A 16840-nucleotide genomic window follows, 5' to 3' on the forward strand; every position below is an offset into this window, starting at 1 on the left:
GGCTGCGCGGGCTCCGGCGACGGACCCCCGCCGTCCCGCGGAAAAGGCCGAGGTCGTGACGGCCCCGGGGCGCCTGTCGGGCTGAGGAATCCGTGAGGGGCGTCGTGCGAAATGCGTCCTCGTGCGAGTCCGGTACAAGGCGGTCCCGAGCACGACGGCGCCCGGTGACGCGGAGGACGTCACCGGGCGCCGTCGGGAGCGCTCAGGGCCGGATCACGCCGGCATGAGGAAGGCCAGCCAGCCCTGAGAGGCGGCCAGCACCAGGAGGCACAGGAGCAGGAGCAGGCCGATCGAGAACGGGGCCGCCTTCTTGAGGACCTCGGCGTCCGCGCCCGGGGCCTGGACCGCGGTGGTGACGATCGCGAGGTTCTGCGGGCTGACGATCTTGCCGATGCCGCCGCCGATGGTGTTGGCGGCGAGCAGGATCCGCGGGTCGAGGCCCGCGCCCTGGGCGGCGGTGAACTGCAGGTTGGCGAACAGGGCGCCGGCGCTCGTGGCCGAGCCCGCCACCGCGGTGCCCACCCAGCCCAGGATGGGGGAGAGGAAGGCGAAGGCCGCGCCGGTGGTCGCCAGGGCGGCGCCGACAGCGGTCGTCTGCCCGGAGAAGTTCATGACGTAGGCCAGGGCCATGACCATGGCGATCGTGAGGATCGACATGCGCAGGTTGTAGATCGTCTCCGGCAGGACGCGGACGAGGCGGCCCGAGCTCACCTGGAAGCGGCCGCCGGAGGAGCGCGCCGCGTAGACGAAGGTGACGATGATCGCGGTCACGAAGATCCAGGTGCCCGGGTTGGACAGCGTCTGGAGGGTGTAGATCGGGCTCGTCGAGGGGGTGCCGTCGCCCTTGAGGAGCTGGCCGTAGATGCCGGGCCACTCGATCTTGAGGTCGGTGGCCGCCAGCGCGGCGTTCAGGCCCTTCCACAGCTTCGTGATCGCGATGATGATGACGACGAGGACGTAGGGCAGCAGGGCCAGGGCGACGCGCTCGCCGTCGGGCTTGGAGGACTCGTCGGTCTCGGTGCGGTACTCGTCGGGCGTCGTCGGGGTCCACACGAGGAGGAAGACGTAGGAGGCGGCCAGTCCCAGGAGCGCGGCGATGACGCTCGTGAGCTCGTAGGAGACCGAGGGACCGAGGAAGTGGCCGGCGCCGGTGGCGACGCCGGAGACGAGCGCGAGGGGCCACAGCTGGCGGATCGCGCGGGCGCCGTCGAGGACCGTCAGGAGGATGAACGGCATGAGGACGCAGATGATCCAGGTGAGGTGCCCCATGAAGGCGCCGACGGTGGCCGGGTCCTGGCCGCCGCCGAGCTTCGCGGCGGTGGTGACCGGGATGGCCATCGCGCCGAAACCGACGTAGATCGCGTTGCCGACGATGGTGACGAGGGCGGCCTTCATCTTGGGCAGGCCCAGGGTGACGAGCATGGCGCCGGTGATGGCGACGGGGGCGCCGAAGCCGGCGAGGCCCTCGAGGAGGCCGCAGAAGGAGAAGGCGACGATGAGGGCCTGCGCGCGCATGTCGCCCTTGCCGATGGCGTTGAAGACGGCCTTGAGGTCCTGTGAGCGGCCCGAGACCTCGGTGAGGTTGTAGAGCCACACGGCCGCGATGATGATGTAGATGATCGGTACGAAGCCCATGGCGAGGCCCTGGGTCGCGCTGAGCAGCGACATCCCCGCCGGCATGCGGAAGCACAGCACCGCCAGGACGACGGACAGCGCCAGCGAGATGATCGAGCACCAGTGGGTGGGGACCTTGAAGGCCCCCATGAGGACGAAGAAGGCGATGAGGGGCAGGAGCCCCACGATCGCGGTGAGGAAGACGTTGCCGCCCACCGCCGTCGTCGACGGGGTGAAGGAGGCCGCCAGCGCGAGGGCCGGTGAGGGTGCGAGGGGCATGAGCGCTCCAGGGTCCGGGGTCGGGGTGCGGTGATCATCCCACTCCATCGGCCGCCGCGGGGCGGGGCGGCACGAGGACGGGCCCGCCGCGCTGCTCGCGCGACGGGCCCGTCCCGACCTGCTGGGACCGGGGCCTCCCGGTCGTCCGTGTCAGAGCGTCACTTGACGTCCTCGTCGGCCCAGTCGAAGGTGCGGGTGACGGCCTTCTTCCACAGGCGGTAGGTGCGGTCGCGCTCGGCCTCGTCCATGGACGGCGTCCAGCGCTTGCCCTCCTGCCAGTTGGCGACGACGTCCTCGGTGCCCGACCAGAAGCCGACGGCGATGCCGGCCGCGTAGGCGGCGCCCAGGGCCGTGGTCTCGGCGACGACGGGCTGGATGACGTCGACACCGGAGACGTCGGCCTGGAACTGCATGAGCAGGTCGTCGTGGGTCATGCCGCCGTCGACCTTGAGCTCCTTGAGCGGGACGCCGGAGTCCGCGTTCATGGCGTCGAGGACCTCGGCCGACTGGAAGGCGGTGGACTCCTCGACGGCGCGGGCGATGTGGCCCTTGGTGACGTAGCGGGTCAGGCCCACGATCGCGCCGCGCGCGTCGTCCTTCCAGTACGGCGCGAAGAGGCCGGAGAAGGCGGGGACGAAGTAGACGCCGCCGTTGTCCTCCACGCTCGAGGCGAGCTCGCCGATCTCGGAGGACTTCGTGATGAGGCCGAGGTTGTCGCGCAGCCACTGAACCAGGGAGCCGGCGACGGCGACCGACCCCTCGAGGGCGTAGACGGGCTTGGCGTCGCCGAGCTGGTAGAGCACGGTCGTGAGCAGGCCGTTCTCCGAGAAGACGGGCTCCTCGCCGGTGTTCATGAGGGTGAAGCATCCGGTGCCGTAGGTGTTCTTCGCCGTGCCCTTCTCGAAGCAGGCCTGGCCGAAGGTCGCCGCCTGCTGGTCGCCGAGGATGCCGGAGATGGGAGTGTCGACGAGCAGGCCGTTCTTGCGGCCGTAGCCGTAGACCTCGGAGGAGGACCTGATCTCGGGGAGCATCGACGTCGGGATGCCGAAGTCCTCGCAGATGTCCTCGCGCCACTCGAGGGTGCGCACGTCCATGAGGAGCGTCCGGGAGGCGTTGGTGACGTCGGTGGCGTGGACGCCGCCCTTGACCCCGCCGGTGATGTTCCAGAGGACCCAGGTGTCCGGGGTGCCGAAGAGGAGGTCCCCGGCCTCGGCCTTCTCGCGGGCGCCCTCGACGTTGTCGAGGATCCACTTGATGCGCGGGGCGGAGGGGTAGGTCGAGAGGTTCTCGCCCGTGATCTGGCGGTAGCGCTCGGTGCCGAGCTCATCACCCGCGGCGATCTCGCGCACGATGGCGGAGGTGCGCGTGTCCTGCCACACGATGGCGTTGTAGACGGGCTCGCCGGTGTTCTTGTCCCACACGATGGTGGTCTCGCGCTGGTTGGTGATGCCGACGGCCGCGATCTGGTGGCGGTTGATCTCGGCCTCCTGGAGGGCCTCGGCGACGACGGCCCGCACGGACCTCCAGATGTCCAGGGGGTCGTGCTCGACCCATCCCGGGTTGGGGAAGATCTGGCGGAACTCCTTCTGGCCCACCGAGACGATCTGCCCGGAGTGGTCGAAGATGATGGCGCGCGACGAGGTGGTGCCCTGGTCGATGGCGAGGACGTAATTCTTCTCGCGGGTCTCAGACATGGTGGGTCCTTTCACGACTCTGTGTGGAGGTCTGGTGGTGGAGTGCTGTCGAGGTGGTACCGGAGGGTGCCGCCGTCGGCGCCCGCCCTGGGTGGGAGGGGCGCCGACGGCGTCCGGCGGGGCCGGTCAGAACAGGTCGGCGAGGTTCGGGACGATGAGGCCGGCGAGGACGCCGCCGACGAGGGGGCCGACGATCGGGACCCAGGAGTAGGCCCAGTCCGCGGCTCCCTTGCCCTTGATGGGGAGAACGGCGTAGGCGATGCGCGGGCCGAGGTCACGGGCGGGGTTGATGGCGTAGCCGGTGGGGCCGCCCAGCGAGAGGCCGATGGCGACGATGACGAGGGCGACGGCGAGCGGGCCGAGCTGGGAGGGGGTCTTACCGGACTCGATGATCCAGGCGACCAGGGCGAAGGTGCCCAGGACCTCGGTGACGACGTTCCAGCCGTAGGAGCGGATGCCGGGGCCGGTGGAGAAGCAGCCGAGTTTGTCGCCGTCGGGGGCGGGCTCGTCGAAGTGCTTCTTGTAGGCGAGCCAGGCGCCGACGGCGCCGAGGAAGGCGCCAATCATCTGCGCGCACAGGTAGACGACGATGTTGCCGGCGGTGGCCGGGACGTTCGGGGCGAGGTCGCGGCCCGCGGCGGCCAGGCCGAGGGTGACCGCGGGGTTGAGGTGGGCGCCGGTCGCGTAGGAGGCCCACACGCCCATGTAGACGGCGAAGCCCCACCCGAGGGCGATGGCGACCCAGCCGGCGCCCTTCGCCTTTGACTTGGGGAGCGTGCACGCGGCGCACACGCCCGCTCCGAAGAGGATGAGGATGAATGTGCCGAAGCACTCGGACATGAAGATCTGCCCGGTTGTGGGTGTCATGGTGACTCGCTCTCTGCACGTCATCGTGCGGTCTTGCGGGGGTGCGCTCGGGCGTCCCACGAGTGAAGCGTGATCAAAACGTGGCCCAGGACACGTCCTGGCCGCTGAGGAGCGAAGATACCGATAGGAATACGTGCATGCATCGACCAGCGCGCGATCTGGGAGGAGGTGCGCTGCGTCACTCCCATGATTGCACGGTCGTGCACGGTCGTGCACGGAGCGTGCACATCGGCCCAAGCTCGTGTAGCAATGGTGAGTCGCCGCCCCGCGCGCCCCGCCCCGGGCGCACCGGCGACCGGCACCAGCAGCGGACGAGGAGGTCCCAGTGTCAGCCGATCAGCACGCGCCCCGCGGCGCCACCGCCCCCAGCGCCCCGCGCGGACGCACCATGAGCGCCGACCTCGTCGTCGTCGGAGGCGGCGCCACCGGCGTCGGCGTCGCCCGCGACGCCGCCATGCGCGGCCTGTCCGTCGTGCTCCTCGAGCGCGCCGACCTCGCCCAGGGGACCTCGGGCCGCTTCCACGGCCTGCTCCACTCCGGCGGCCGCTACGTCGTCTCCGACCCCCGGTCGGCCACCGAGTGCGCCGAGGAGAACGAGGTCCTCTCCCGGATCCACTCCGACGCCGTCGAGCGCGTCGGCGGCCTCTTCGTCGTCACCCCCGAGGACGACCTCGAGTTCTCCGACCGCTTCATCGCCGGCGCCCAGGCCACGGGCGTCCCCGCCGAGGAGATCAGCCTCTCCGAGGCGCTGCGCATGGAGCCCATGCTCAACCCCGGCATCAAGCGAGCCTTCGCCGTCCACGACGGCGCCGTCGACGGCTGGCGCATGGTCTGGGGCGCCGCCCGCTCCGCACAGGCCCACGGCGCCACCGTCCTCACCTACCACGAGGTCACCGACGTCGTCGTCGAGGGCGAGGGGGACGACCGCCGCGTCGTCGCCGTGCGTGCCCACGGTCTCAAGACCGGCGAGGACCTCACCGTCACCTGCGGCTTCCTCGTCAACGCCGCCGGTCCCTGGGGCGGCCGCCTCGCCGCCATGGCCGGCGCCGACAGCGTCGAGATCGCCGCCGGCCGCGGCGTCATGATCGCCATGAACCACCGGCTCGTGAACCACGTCGTCAACCGCTGCGTCCACCCCTCCGACGGCGACATCATCGTCCCCGACCACACCGTCTCCATCATCGGCACGACCGACCACCGCGCCGAGGACCCCGACCACCTCGCCATCCCGCGCGAGGAGGTCGCCCAGATGCTCGACGCCGGCGAGGTCCTCGTCCCCGGCCTCCGCCAGGCCCGCGCCCTCCACGCATGGGCCGGCGCCCGCCCCCTCGTCCTCGACAAGCGCGTCTCCGGCGACGACACCCGCCACATGAGCCGCGGCATGACGATCATCCGCCACCGCGAGGGCGACGGCATCGCCGGCATGGTCACCGTCGCCGGCGGCAAGCTCACGACCTACCGCCTCATGGCCGAGTACGCCGTCGACGCCGTCTGCGAGGAGATGGGGATCGAGCGCGGGTGCACCACCGCGGGCGAGCTCGTCCCCGGCGCGGACGGGACCCGCAACCACCACGTCACCCACCGTCTCGCCGAGCGCGAGGCCAACCGCCTCGCCGACCCCGTCGTCTGCGAGTGCGAGGCCACCTCCCGCTCCGTCGTCGAGGACCTCCTCGCCGAGCAGCCCGACGCCTCCTTCGACGACCTGCGCCGCCAGCTCCGCCTCGCCATGGGCCCCTGCCAGGGCGGCTTCTGCGCCCCCCGCGTCGCCGGCCTCACCACCGCCTGCGCCCACCGCAGCGCCGCCGACTCCACCGAGGGCCTGCGCACCTTCCTGCGCCACCGCTGGATCGGCCTGTGGACCATCCTCCACGGCGAGCAGATCCGCGAGACCGCCCTCGACTTCTGGATGCTCCAGGGCGCCCTCGACATCGAGGACATCCCCTCCGAGACGCCGCCGCCCTCCACCGCCACCGCCCTCACGGACGCCGAGGACGGCGTCCAGGAGCCCGACGAGCTCGCCGCCGCCCTCGCCGCCCTCGCCCCGGCCCCCGCCGTCGACCCGGCGCTCGCGACGGCCGACGCGGGCCGCGCAGCCGGCACCACCACCCGCCAGGAGGTCCTCGCATGAGCAGCGACGTCGTCGTCATCGGAGCCGGGATCTCCGGCTGGACCACCGCCCTCGGCCTGCGCCGAGCCGGCGCCACCGTCACCCTCGTCACCAAGGGCGTCGGGGGACTGCCCCTGTCCAACGGCACCCTGGACGTCCTCGGGCGCCTCGGCGGAGCCGCGGGCCCCGCCGGACCCGGCGCCGGAGCCACCCTCGAGGAGCGCTCCCGCCGCCGCGCCGTCACCCACCCCTACGCCGCCGTCGCCGACACCGAGCTCCTCCCCGAGGGGCACCCCTACCGGGTCCTCGGCCCCGAGCGCGTGCGTCGCGGCGTCGACGAGCTCATCGACCTGGTCGGCGAGGAGCTCCTCGTCCGGCCCGAGGCGACCGCCGACCCGGCCGGGCCCGCCAACCTCTGGCTCCCCACCGCCGTCGGCGCCGTCCGCCCCACCGCCGTCATCCAGCCCTCCATGCGCGCCTCCGTGCTCCGCGACGGCGGACGGTACCTCGTCGTCGGCCTGGCCCGCCTCAAGGACCTCGCCGCCGAGCTCGTCGCCGGCAACCTCAACCGCACCGAGCTGCCCGGGGGCGGCCGCGTCGAGGCCCGCGCCGTCACCGTCGACCTCGAGATCCGCCCCGGAGACCACGACACCAGCGCCGTCGAGCACGCCCGCGCCCTCGACGCCCCGGCCGTCGCCGACCGCCTCGCCAAGGCCGTCGCCCCGCACCTGCGCGACGGCGAGACCGTCCTCCTGCCCGCCGTCCTGGGCCTGGCCGACCCCGCGGTCGCCGAGCGCCTCGCCGAGCGCCTCGGCGCGCCCGTCGGCGAGATCCCGCTCGCCCCGCCCAGCGTCCCCGGCCTGCGCCTGGAGAACCGCCTGTCCCGCCTCGCCGTGGATGAGCGCGTCCGCGTCGTCCAGGGCGGCCGCGTCATCGACAGCGAGCGCGCCGGCGGCCGGCTCGTCTCCGTCTCCTCCGCCTCCGCCGGGCACCCCATGCGCCACCGCGCCGGCGCCTTCGTCCTCGCCGCCGGCGGCTTCGAGTCCGGCGCCCTCACCATGACCTCGCACGGCGAGGTCACCGACACCGTCCTCGGCCTGCCCCTCGCCGGCGTCAGCGCCGACGGCGACGAGAACCTCCGCCGCCTCATCCACTCCGACTACTGGGGCTCCCCGCAGGGCCTCTTCCGCACCGGCGTCGCCGTCGACGCCGCGATGCACCCCCTCGGCCCCGACGGCGCCCCCGCCCTCGCCAACGTCCACGCCGTCGGCGGCGTCCTCGCCGGCGCCGTGCGCTGGTCCGAGAAGTCCGGCGAGGGCATCGCCCTCGGCTCGGCCCGGGCCGCCCTCGACGCCCTCGCCGCCGGCCCCGAGGCGGACACGACCGCCGCACCCTCGGCACCCTCGATGGCCGCCGCCGGCCTGACGAAGGAGAAGAACTGATGCTCGACCTCGACGCCCTCGCCACCCGCTGGGACCTGCCCCTGCCGGGCACCACCGGCGGCAGGAAGGTCGCCGACGGCACCCTCGCCGTCGAGACCCCCGCCCACGCCCTCGCCCGCACGAGCCTCGACTGCTGCGTCAAGTGCACCATCTGCGAGACCCAGTGCCCCGTCGCCGCCGTCACCGACCTCTTCCCGGGCCCCAAGTTCGTCGGCCCCCAGGCCGAGCGCTTCCGCCACGGGATGAGCGTCGACCACTCCATCGACTACTGCTCCAGCTGCGGCACCTGCACGCGCGTGTGCCCGCAGGGCGTCAAGATCGCCGAGCTCAACAACCAGGCCCGCGCCGTCATGCGCGCCCAGAACAAGTCGATCCCCGTCCGCGACCGGCTCATCACCCAGACCACCCTCATGGGCCAGGTCATGACCCCGATCGCCCCCGTCGCCAACGCGGCCCTCGACGCCAGGCCCATCCGCTACGTCATGGAGAAGGTCGTCGGCGTCCACCGCGACGCCCCCATGCCCACCGCCCGGCCCCAGTCCCTCCAGGGCTGGCTCAAGCACCGGCGCCCGCGCCAGGACACCCTCGTCCCCGCCGGCTCGCGCGGCCCCGTCGTCTTCTTCCACGGCTGCGCCGGCGGCTACTTCGAGGTGGAGACCTCCAAGCGCGCCATCGAGCTCCTCGAGCACATCGGCTACGAGGTCCTCGTCCCCAAGCAGGGCTGCTGCGGACTGGCCTCCCAGTCCAACGGCCTGTACGGCCAGGCCTCCCACGACGTCCTGCGCCTGTGCGAGCAGCTGCGCGGCGCCGGCAAGGACCTGCCGATCATCTCCTCCTCCGGCTCCTGCGCCGGCATGCTCAAGCACGAGGCCCACGAGATCATGGGCGTCGACGCCGACGAGCTGCGCGACGTCGGCACCCGCACCTACGAGATCTCCGAGTTCCTCCGCGACCTCGAGGACGCCGGCGAGCTGCCCCACCGCTTCCGCCGCATCGACGCGACGGTCGCCTACCACGCCCCCTGCCAGCTCAAGGGCCAGAACATGGGACTGCCCGCCATCGAGATGATGGAGCTCGTCCCCGGCTTCCACGTCGTCGAGTCCGGTCGCGCCTGCTGCGGCATCGCCGGCACCTACGGACTGAAGAAGGAGAAGTACGACATCGCGCAGAAGGTCGGGCAGCCGCTCTTCGAGCTCGTCGCCGACGTCAACCCCGAGCTCGCCGTGTGCGACACCGAGACCTGCCGCTGGCAGATCCAGAAGGGCTCCGGCGTGAGGACCGTCCACCCCGTGTGGGTCCTCCACGCCGCCTACGGACTCTCGCAGCTGCCCGGCATCGAGGTCGAGGACCCCGACGGCCGCATGACCACCCCGGTGTGGCGCGAGCGCCCGACCGAGTCGGCCCGGGGGAGCGAGCCCGCCGACGCGCAGGACGCCATGGTCGCCCTGGCCCAGGAGACCGCCGGTGGCTGCGGCGGCTCCTGCTCCTGCGGGGGCCACTAGAAGACGCCCGGTGCGGGGGCGCGAGTCCACGCCCCCCCGCACCGGTGCCACGGGAGGAAGTGCGGGTCCGGTTCCTGGGGAGGGGCCGGGCCCGCTCCCTCGTGCACGCACGGGAGCGCCCGCGCCCCGAAGCCTCGGCTCCGGAGCGCGGGCGCTCCCGCTCTCGTGCGCGGCGGCTCAGACCGCCTGGTCCACGTGCGCCACGGCGGTGGCGTCGTCGTGCTCGGCCTCGGCGGCCGCGATCTGGGCGACGCGGGAGGCGTAGGAGTCGCGCTCGCGGGCCACGTCCTCGTCGGACCAGCCCAGCAGCGGCGCCATGACCGCGAGGACCTCGTCCGCGACCGACAGACCGCGGTCGCGGCGCTCGAGGTCGAGGCGCACGCGGCGCAGGAGCACGTCGTCGAGGTGCGCGGCGCCCTCGTGGGTGACCGCCCAGGCGACCTCGGCACGCAGGAAGTCCGGGGCTCCCGTGAGCGGCTCGGCCCAGCGCGGCTCCCCCGAGCCCTCGGGCAGGGCCGCGTCGTGCTCGTCCGCGGCGGCCAGCAGGTCCACCGTCTCCGAGCCGAAGCGGTCCAGCAGGTGCGTCACCCGGGACAGCGTCCAGCCGCGCTCGCGGGCGACCTCGCCGGCGCGCTCCGCCAGCTCCGCGTAGCCGGTCGCTCCCACGAGCGGCAGGTTCTCCGTGCGCGTCGGGTGCGCCTTCGCCAGGCCCTCGCCGAGGGCGTGGTCGACGGCGTCCTGCGCCATGACGCGGTAGGTCGTCAGCTTGCCGCCCGCGATGGCCGTGAGACCCGGGGCGACACGGGTGACCGTGTGCTCGCGCGAGACCTTCGTGCTCGCGGCCTCCGCGCCCGGCTTGAGCTGGGGCTGGAGGAGGGGGCGCAGCCCCGCGTAGACGCCGATGACGTCGTCGCGCGTGATCGGGCGGGTGAGGACGGAGTTGGCGTGCTCGAGGATGTAGTCGATGTCCTCGCTCGTGGCGACCGGCTTGGAGACGTCCTCGGCCCAGGCGGTGTCCGTCGTGCCGATGACCCAGTAGCGCGGCCACGGGATGATGAACAGGACGGACTTCTCCGTACGGAGGAAGATGCCGGTCTCGGCGTCGATGGCCTCCTTGGGCACGACGACGTGGACGCCCTTGGAGGCGAGGACCTTGAGCCCGCCGTCGTGGGTGGCGAGGTCCTGCGTCTGCTCGGTCCACACGCCGGTGGCGTTGATGGTGCGGGCGGCGCGCACGTCGTGGTTCTCGCCGGTCTCCAGGTCCGTGACCCGGGCGCCGAGGACGGTGCCCGCGTCGTCCTTGAGGTACTCCGTGACCTTCGTGCGGCTCGCGGCGAGCGCCCCGAGGCCAACGGCGGTGCGGACGAGGTCGATGACGAGGCGGGCGTCGTCGACGCGGGCGTCGTAGAAGCGGATCGAGCCGGCCAGGTTCGAGGAGTCCAGCGCCGGGGCGAGGGCGCGGGTGCCCTTGCGGCCCAGGTGCTTCTGCAGCGGGACGGTGCGCTGGCCGTGGGCGCCGGCGACGGCGAGGGCGTCGTACATGCCGACGCCGACGGCGGAGTAGCCGCGCTCGTACTGGTGCTTGAGGGGCCAGAGGAAGGGCTGGGCCTTGACCAGGTGCGGGGCGTTCGTCGTGAGGAGGCGGCCGCGCTCGGTGAGGGCCTCGTGCACGAGGGAGAAGTCGAGCTGGTAGAGGTAGCGCAGCCCGCCGTGGACGAGCTTGGAGGACCAGGAGGAGGTGCCCGAGGCCCAGTCGCCCATCTCGACGATCGCGGTGCGCAGCCCGCGGCTCGCCGCGTCGAGCGCGATGCCGGCGCCCGTGACGCCCCCGCCGACGACGAGGAGGTCGAGGCCCTCGGTCGAGGACATCTCCTCCAGGGCCCGGGCGCGCTGCTCGCGGGTGAGGGCGGCGTCGGCGAGGGCGGTCGCCGGGCTCGTCCCGGAGGTCTCTGGCTGCGTGGTGGCGTGGTGGGTGCTCATGGCTGCTCCTGTTCTTCCGCGTGTCGCGGAGGGACGACTGGCACGAGGCTCTCGGACCGTGAGAGAATGGTCAATATCCATGCACGGATGTTCACGCAAAGACGCGTGTCCTGGAAGGATGCCCATGACCGATCTCCGCCCGACCTACGGCCAGGTCCCCGCGGACCTCCACCGCGCCTACGAGGCCGCCTCGATGTACTACGCCCAGGGCGAGACGATGGATGTCATCGCCCGGCACCTCGGCGTCTCCCGCTCCACCGTCTCCCGCCTCCTGTCCCGCGCCCGGGACGAGGGCATCGTCCGCATCGAGCTCGTCCAGCCCGGCGGCGCCGGGAGCGTCGAGGAGCGCCTCGCCCAGGAGATCGGGGTCCGTGCCCAGATCGTCCCCGTCCGCGAGGGCACGACCGAGATCCACCGCCTCCAGCAGGTCGCCGCCGTCGCCGCCAGCCGCCTCGTCGAGATGATCGACGAGATGAGCCGCGAGCGCTCAGCCGAGGCCACCGCCCGCGCCCGCGCCGCGACCTCGGCGGGCGCCCCTCCCTGCGACGACCCGACCGCCGGGGAGCTCGTTGTCGGCACCGCCTGGGGCACCACCATGAGCGAGGTGAGCGCCGCCCTGCCGAGCCGCCGCTTCCACGGCCTCACCGTCGTCCAGCTCAACGGCGCCTCCGACCCCCTGCGCGACGGCCCCAGCGCCGGCGAGGTCCTGGCGCGCATGGGCCAGTCCCTCGGAGCCCGCACCATCGGCTTCCCCGTCCCCGCCTTCTTCGACCAGGTCACCACCCGCGAGGCCATGTGGTCCGAGCGCTCCATCAAGCGCGTCCTGTCCGTCGCCTCGCGCGCCCGGCTCGCCGTCTTCGGCATCGGCTCCCTCACCGCCGAGCTCCCCAGCCAGGTCTACGCCGGAGGGCACCTCTCCGACGCCGACATGCGGGTCCTGGAGAAGGAGGGCGTCGTCGGAGACGTCTGCACCGTCATGCTGCGCGCCGACGGCACCTGGGGCGGCATCGACGTCAACGCCCGCGCCACCGGCCCCACCCCCGTCCAGCTCGCCCGGATCCCGCGCCGGCTGTGCGTCGTCGCCGGCACCGGGAAGGCGAGGGCTACGCTGGCAGCCCTGCGGGCCCGCGCGGCCACGGACCTCGTCATCGACGAGGCGACCGCCCGCGCCGTCCTCGCCCTCGCCGAGCGCTGAGGGGTCCGCAGCCGCACAGCCCGAGGAGGACCTGACGTGAGCGCAGCCGACGCACCCGGCACCGGGGCGGCCGCGCCCCGGCGGGACCCGCGGTGGAGCGGCGCCCGCCGCACCGTCCTGCGCCAGGCGCGCCCCGCCGACGTCCGCGCGATCGCCGAGCTCGTCCGTCCCTACGCCGAGCGCCGCATCCTCGTAGCCAAGGACCTCATCAACTACTTCGAGGACGTCCAGGAGTTCACCGTCGCCGAGGGCGCCGGCACCCGCCCCGACGGCGGACCCGAGTCCGGCCTCATCGGCTGCGGCGCCCTCCACGTCATGTGGGACGACATCGCCGAGGTCCGCACCCTGGCCGTGCGCCCCGACCACCTCCACACCGGCGTCGGCTCCGCGATCCTCTCCGACCTCCTCTCCCGCGCCCGGGCCCTCCACCTGCGCCGCGTCTTCTGCCTCACCTTCGAGGTCGACTTCTTCACGCGCCACGGCTTCCACCCCATCGAGGGCACGCCCGTCGGCGTCGACGCCTTCTCCGAGATGGTCCGGTCCCACGACGACGGCGTCGCCGAGTTCCTCGACCTGGCGCGGGCCAAGCCCAACACCCTGGGCAACACCCGCATGCTCGTCGAGCTGTGAGCGGACAGGAGGAGGCGCGGGGCGCCGCCAGCGCCGTCGGACGCGGCGGCGCGCCCGGAGACGCCGTCGGTGCGGCCCCGGCCGCCGCGGACGTCGTCGCCTGGTACCGCGCCCACGCCCGCGAGCTGCCCTGGCGCGAGCCCGGCACCACCGCCTACGGCGTCCTCGTCTCCGAGGTCATGAGCCAGCAGACCCCCGTCTCCCGCGTCGCCCCCGCCTGGCAGGAGTGGATGCGCCGCTGGCCCACACCGGCCGGGCTCGCCTCCGCCCCGACCGCCGAGGTCCTGCGCGTGTGGGGGCGCCTCGGCTACCCGCGCCGCGCCCTGCGCCTCATCGAGGCCGCCCGCGCCGTCGTCGAGCGCCACGACGGCGAGCTGCCCGAGGACCTCGACGCCCTCCTCGCCCTGCCCGGGGTGGGGGAGTACACCGCCGGCGCCGTCCTCGCCTTCGCTCACGGCCGCCGCGCCCTCGTCCTCGACACCAACGTCCGACGCGTCCTCGCCCGGGCCGTCGGCGGCGAGGCCCTGCCCGCCCCGAGCCTCACCCGCGCCGAGCGCGAGCGCGCCCGCGCGCTCCTCCCCGCGGGCGACGCCGAGGCCGCCGAGTGGTCCGTCGCCGTCATGGAGCTCGGCGCCCTCGTCTGCACCGCCCGCGACCCGCGCTGCGAGGAGTGCCCCTGGCGCGAGCAGTGCGCCTGGCTGGCCTCCGGGCGGCCCGCCGATGAGCACGCGGCCCGCCGCCGCACCCAGGCCTGGCACGGCACCGACCGTCAGGCCCGCGGCCTCGTCATGGCCCAGCTGCGCGCCGCCGACGACGGTGAGGCGATCCCGCGCGAGGCCCTCCTCGCCACCGCCTCCGTCGCGGGCGCCCACCGGGGCGAGGCCGCCGACCCCGCCCAGCCGGCCCGCGCGCTCGCCGGGCTGCTCGCCGACGGGCTCATCGCCACCGACGACGACGGCGCCACCTACCGTCTGCCCTGAGCACCGCAGCGGACGGCGCGCACGCGACGGGCTTGCGTCGCCGGTGACGTGCACGACCCCCGACCGGCACCGTGGACGGCGCTGCGATGGCGGTCGCCGACCGGGCCCGCCGGTAGAGTCCGGACCATGGCGCAGGGACGTGACGGGGGCAGCGGTTGGGGCAGTGACCGGGAGCGCGCACGCGGCGCTCGCGGGCGTCAGTCGAACCCCGGAGGGGCCCGGACCGGACGCTCCTCCGCGGGACGCGCGACCGGCTCCTCGGTCTCCCGGAAGTCCGCCCGAACGACCGGTCGATCCGGCTCCTCGCGGGACCGGGTCCCGCGCCCCCAGAACGGTCGCGCCTCCGCGTCGCACCAGGGCCGTCCCGCACGGGGCGCCTCGAGCGCCCGCACGCGCAGCGTGCCACGAGGCGGCCGGGGAGGCCGCGGTCCTCGCGGCTCGCGCCCGAACTACGGGCTGCGCCGCGCCGGCTTCGGACTCCTCACCCTCCTCCTCCTCGCCGGCGTCGTCGTCGGCGCCCTCCTCGGCGCGCTCAAGCTGCGCGACGTCGTCCGCAGCCAGAACGAGGCCCGGGCGGCCAGCGAGGTCAAGACCGTCTACGCCGAGCCGACCGCCTGCGCCGGCGGTGAGCTCGAGACGACCCTGAGCGCCCCCGCGACCGTCTCCGCCGGGCAGGAGGTCTCCATCAAGGCGACCATCAAGAACAAGGGCACCCAGCCCTGCATCGTCGACGGCGGCTCGACGGCGCTCACCGCCGTCATCACCTCCGGCGACACCCAGGTGTGGACCTCCACCCAGTGCACCGTCGGCCCGACCAGCCGCCCCCTCCTCATCGACGCCGGCGCCACGAGCGAGACGGCCCTGACCTGGGACGGCCGCGTCAACCGCACCGTCTGCCCCACCGTGAGCCCGACGCCCACGGAGGCCGCCGGCTCCGTGCCCTCCGCCGACGCGGGGGCCGCTGCCCCCGCGACCGACGAGGCGAGCGCCTCGCCAGCCGAGCAGGCCACCGCCCAGTCCAGTGCGGCACCCAGCGCGAACCCGGACCCGAGCGCGGACCCGAGCGCCACGGCGTCGGCGGAGCCCGGATCGGGTGAGGCCGCCGGGGCCGGCACCTACCAGGTACACCTCGAGCTGGGCGGTCAGTCCGTCACGGACAGCTCGACCTTCACGATCGGCTGAGTCGGGCCCCGGCGGCTCGAGGGCGCCCGCGGCAGGTCCCGGGCGACGCCCGACCGGCCGGCCCCGCAGCCGGAGCCCCGCCCGCCCTCGACGCACGGGCACTGCCCGCGTCGCGCCGACCCGCGGTCCACGACCCGCGGCGGCGCGCGTCACCGGTAGCGCTCGGAGAGTGAGACCTCCGCGAGGCGCGAGAGGCCGTCGCGCAGCGTGCGCGCGCGGCGCTGGCCGACGCCGTCGATCTCCTGCAGCTCGGCGCTCGTCGCCCCGAGGACCGCCTGGAGCGAGCCGAAGTGCTCGACGACGCTGCGGGCGGTGACGAGGGGCAGGCGCGGGATCTTCGCGAGGATCCGCAGGCCGCGCGGGGAGAGCGAGGCGTCGAGGTCCTGACCGTCGGGGCCGCCGACGCCCATGGCGCGGGCCACCATGGCCAGGTCGAGGAGGGCGGGGGAGCCGACCCACTTGAGGCGGGCCTCGACGGTGCTCGTGTCGAGCCCCTCGGGCAGGTAGTCGCTCAGGAGGAAGTCGCGCTCGGCCATCTGCCCGCGCGTGAGCTCCTCGAGCTGGAGGGCGAGGAGGCGGCCGTCGGTGCCGAGCTCGATGACGTCGTCGTCGATGTCGGAGGCGATGCGGCGGACCATCTCGAGGAGCTGGAGGACGGCGGCGACGTCGCGGACGGTGACGAGGTCCTCGATCTCGAGGGAGTCGAGCGCCTGGGACGTCTCGGCGAGGCGGTTCGTGTACCGCTCGAGGGTGGCCAGGGCCTGGTTGGCGCGGGCGAGGATCGCCTCGCTGGGCTCGAGGACGTGGCGCTTGCCGTCGACGTAGAGGGTGGAGATCTGCATCGACTGGCTCACCGAGATGACCGGGTAGCCGGTCTGACGGGCGACGCGCTCGGCGGTGCGGTGGCGCATGCCGGCCTCGGCGGTCTCGATGGAGGAGGAGGGCATGAGCTGGACGTTGGCGCGGCGGATGCGGCCGGCGCCCGTGTCGACGACGACGGCGCCGTCCATCTTGGACAGCTCGCGCAGCCGCGAGGCGGAGAGCTCGACATCGAGGTGGAATCCGCCCGAGGAGATCGCCTCGACCGACTCGTCGAAGCCGAGGACGATGATCGCGCCGGTGCGTCCGCGCAGGATGCGCTCGAGGGCGTCGCGCAGGACGGTGCCCGGGGCGACGAGGGCGAGGGTGTCGCGCAGCAGGTTGCCGGTGTTCTCGCTCATGGTGCCTCCTGGTGGCTCCGCGGGGGCGCCGACCCGTGGGGGAGGTCGGCCGGGACCGCGTCATCGTATCCGCGGGCGTCATGCCGACGCCGTGACCTGTGCCTCGCAAGGCGCTGCCGTGCGGGCTGGTTCGCCCGGTCGCGCGCGC

The 16840-nt window shown here is 73.8% G+C and carries 12 protein-coding genes; 7 read left to right on the forward strand and 5 right to left on the reverse strand.

What is annotated here, in order from left to right:
* Nucleotides 1-213: 213 nt before the first annotated feature.
* The 3 genes from AXF14_RS06885 to AXF14_RS06895 form a co-directional block, all read right to left on the reverse strand.
* A complete protein-coding gene (locus AXF14_RS06885) occupies nt 214-1893 on the reverse strand; it encodes an L-lactate permease (RefSeq protein WP_067941932.1) in 1680 nt (559 codons plus the stop codon).
* 158 nt (nt 1894-2051) lie between these two features.
* Complete coding sequence (glpK, locus tag AXF14_RS06890) at nt 2052-3587, reverse strand: glycerol kinase GlpK (protein WP_067941934.1); 1536 nt, start codon at nt 3585-3587, stop codon at nt 2052-2054.
* A 126-nt stretch (nt 3588-3713) separates the two neighbouring features.
* Nucleotides 3714-4454 carry an MIP/aquaporin family protein gene (locus tag AXF14_RS06895; RefSeq protein WP_067941936.1) on the reverse strand — a complete coding sequence of 247 codons (741 nt, stop codon included), beginning with the start codon at nt 4452-4454 and terminating at the stop codon, nt 3714-3716.
* A 388-nt stretch (nt 4455-4842) separates the two neighbouring features.
* Between AXF14_RS06895 and glpA the strand changes: the two genes are divergently transcribed.
* From glpA to AXF14_RS06910, 3 genes are read left to right on the forward strand one after another with little or no spacing between them, the layout of a single operon-like run.
* Nucleotides 4843-6582, forward strand: a complete 1740-nt coding sequence (gene glpA, locus AXF14_RS06900; protein ID WP_084355671.1) for an anaerobic glycerol-3-phosphate dehydrogenase subunit GlpA — start codon at nt 4843-4845, stop codon at nt 6580-6582.
* Nucleotides 6579-8003: a glycerol-3-phosphate dehydrogenase subunit GlpB gene (gene glpB / locus AXF14_RS06905; RefSeq protein ID WP_067941938.1), complete on the forward strand. Its 1425-nt coding sequence runs from the start codon at nt 6579-6581 to the stop codon at nt 8001-8003. Before glpA ends, glpB begins: the two co-directional genes overlap by 4 nt.
* Nucleotides 8003-9505, forward strand: a complete 1503-nt coding sequence (locus AXF14_RS06910) for an anaerobic glycerol-3-phosphate dehydrogenase subunit C (RefSeq protein ID WP_084355432.1) — start codon at nt 8003-8005, stop codon at nt 9503-9505. The genes glpB and AXF14_RS06910 overlap by 1 nt, the downstream gene beginning before the upstream one ends.
* Before the next feature lie 177 nt (nt 9506-9682).
* Here AXF14_RS06910 and AXF14_RS06915 read toward each other — a convergent pair whose 3' ends face one another.
* On the reverse strand, nt 9683-11374 hold the full coding sequence (locus AXF14_RS06915) for a glycerol-3-phosphate dehydrogenase/oxidase (protein WP_236756237.1): 1692 nt from the start codon (nt 11372-11374) through the stop codon (nt 9683-9685).
* A 235-nt stretch (nt 11375-11609) separates the two neighbouring features.
* Between AXF14_RS06915 and AXF14_RS06920 the strand changes: the two genes are divergently transcribed.
* The 4 genes from AXF14_RS06920 to AXF14_RS06935 all read left to right on the forward strand — a co-directional run bounded on the left by AXF14_RS06920 (nt 11610) and on the right by AXF14_RS06935 (nt 15472).
* A complete protein-coding gene (locus tag AXF14_RS06920) occupies nt 11610-12680 on the forward strand; it encodes a sugar-binding transcriptional regulator (RefSeq protein ID WP_236755333.1) in 1071 nt (356 codons plus the stop codon).
* Nucleotides 12681-12716: 36 nt separating this feature from the next.
* Nucleotides 12717-13310 carry an amino-acid N-acetyltransferase gene (locus AXF14_RS06925; RefSeq protein WP_067941942.1) on the forward strand — a complete coding sequence of 198 codons (594 nt, stop codon included), beginning with the start codon at nt 12717-12719 and terminating at the stop codon, nt 13308-13310.
* Entirely contained in the window at nt 13307-14290 is a 984-nt protein-coding gene (locus AXF14_RS06930; protein ID WP_067941944.1) for an HhH-GPD family protein, read from the forward strand. The genes AXF14_RS06925 and AXF14_RS06930 overlap by 4 nt, the downstream gene beginning before the upstream one ends.
* Before the next feature lie 399 nt (nt 14291-14689).
* The gene (locus AXF14_RS06935; protein WP_067941946.1) at nt 14690-15472 is read left to right on the forward strand and encodes a hypothetical protein; all 783 of its coding nucleotides are present in this window, start codon (nt 14690-14692) and stop codon (nt 15470-15472) included.
* A 149-nt stretch (nt 15473-15621) separates the two neighbouring features.
* On the opposite strand, the gene disA is transcribed toward AXF14_RS06935, so the two are convergent.
* On the reverse strand, nt 15622-16692 hold the full coding sequence (disA, locus tag AXF14_RS06940) for a DNA integrity scanning diadenylate cyclase DisA (protein ID WP_067941948.1): 1071 nt from the start codon (nt 16690-16692) through the stop codon (nt 15622-15624).
* Nucleotides 16693-16840 lie beyond the last annotated feature (148 nt).

The organism is Actinomyces radicidentis (genome assembly GCF_001553565.1).
Taxonomy (GTDB): domain Bacteria; phylum Actinomycetota; class Actinomycetes; order Actinomycetales; family Actinomycetaceae; genus Actinomyces; species Actinomyces radicidentis.

Excerpts from the sequence above, each read along its gene's own strand:
- AXF14_RS06895 (WP_067941936.1), bottom strand. The coding sequence starts at position 4,454 with ATGACACCCACAACCGGGCAGATCTTCATGTCCGAGTGCTTCGGCACA.
- AXF14_RS06910 (WP_084355432.1), top strand. The coding sequence starts at position 8,003 with ATGCTCGACCTCGACGCCCTCGCCACCCGCTGGGACCTGCCCCTGCCG.
- AXF14_RS06920 (WP_236755333.1), top strand. The coding sequence starts at position 11,610 with ATGACCGATCTCCGCCCGACCTACGGCCAGGTCCCCGCGGACCTCCAC.
- glpA (WP_084355671.1), top strand. The coding sequence starts at position 4,843 with ATGAGCGCCGACCTCGTCGTCGTCGGAGGCGGCGCCACCGGCGTCGGC.
- AXF14_RS06915 (WP_236756237.1), bottom strand. The coding sequence starts at position 11,374 with ATGTCCTCGACCGAGGGCCTCGACCTCCTCGTCGTCGGCGGGGGCGTC.
- AXF14_RS06885 (WP_067941932.1), bottom strand. The coding sequence starts at position 1,893 with ATGCCCCTCGCACCCTCACCGGCCCTCGCGCTGGCGGCCTCCTTCACC.
- glpK (WP_067941934.1), bottom strand. The coding sequence starts at position 3,587 with ATGTCTGAGACCCGCGAGAAGAATTACGTCCTCGCCATCGACCAGGGC.
- disA (WP_067941948.1), bottom strand. The coding sequence starts at position 16,692 with ATGAGCGAGAACACCGGCAACCTGCTGCGCGACACCCTCGCCCTCGTC.
- glpB (WP_067941938.1), top strand. The coding sequence starts at position 6,579 with ATGAGCAGCGACGTCGTCGTCATCGGAGCCGGGATCTCCGGCTGGACC.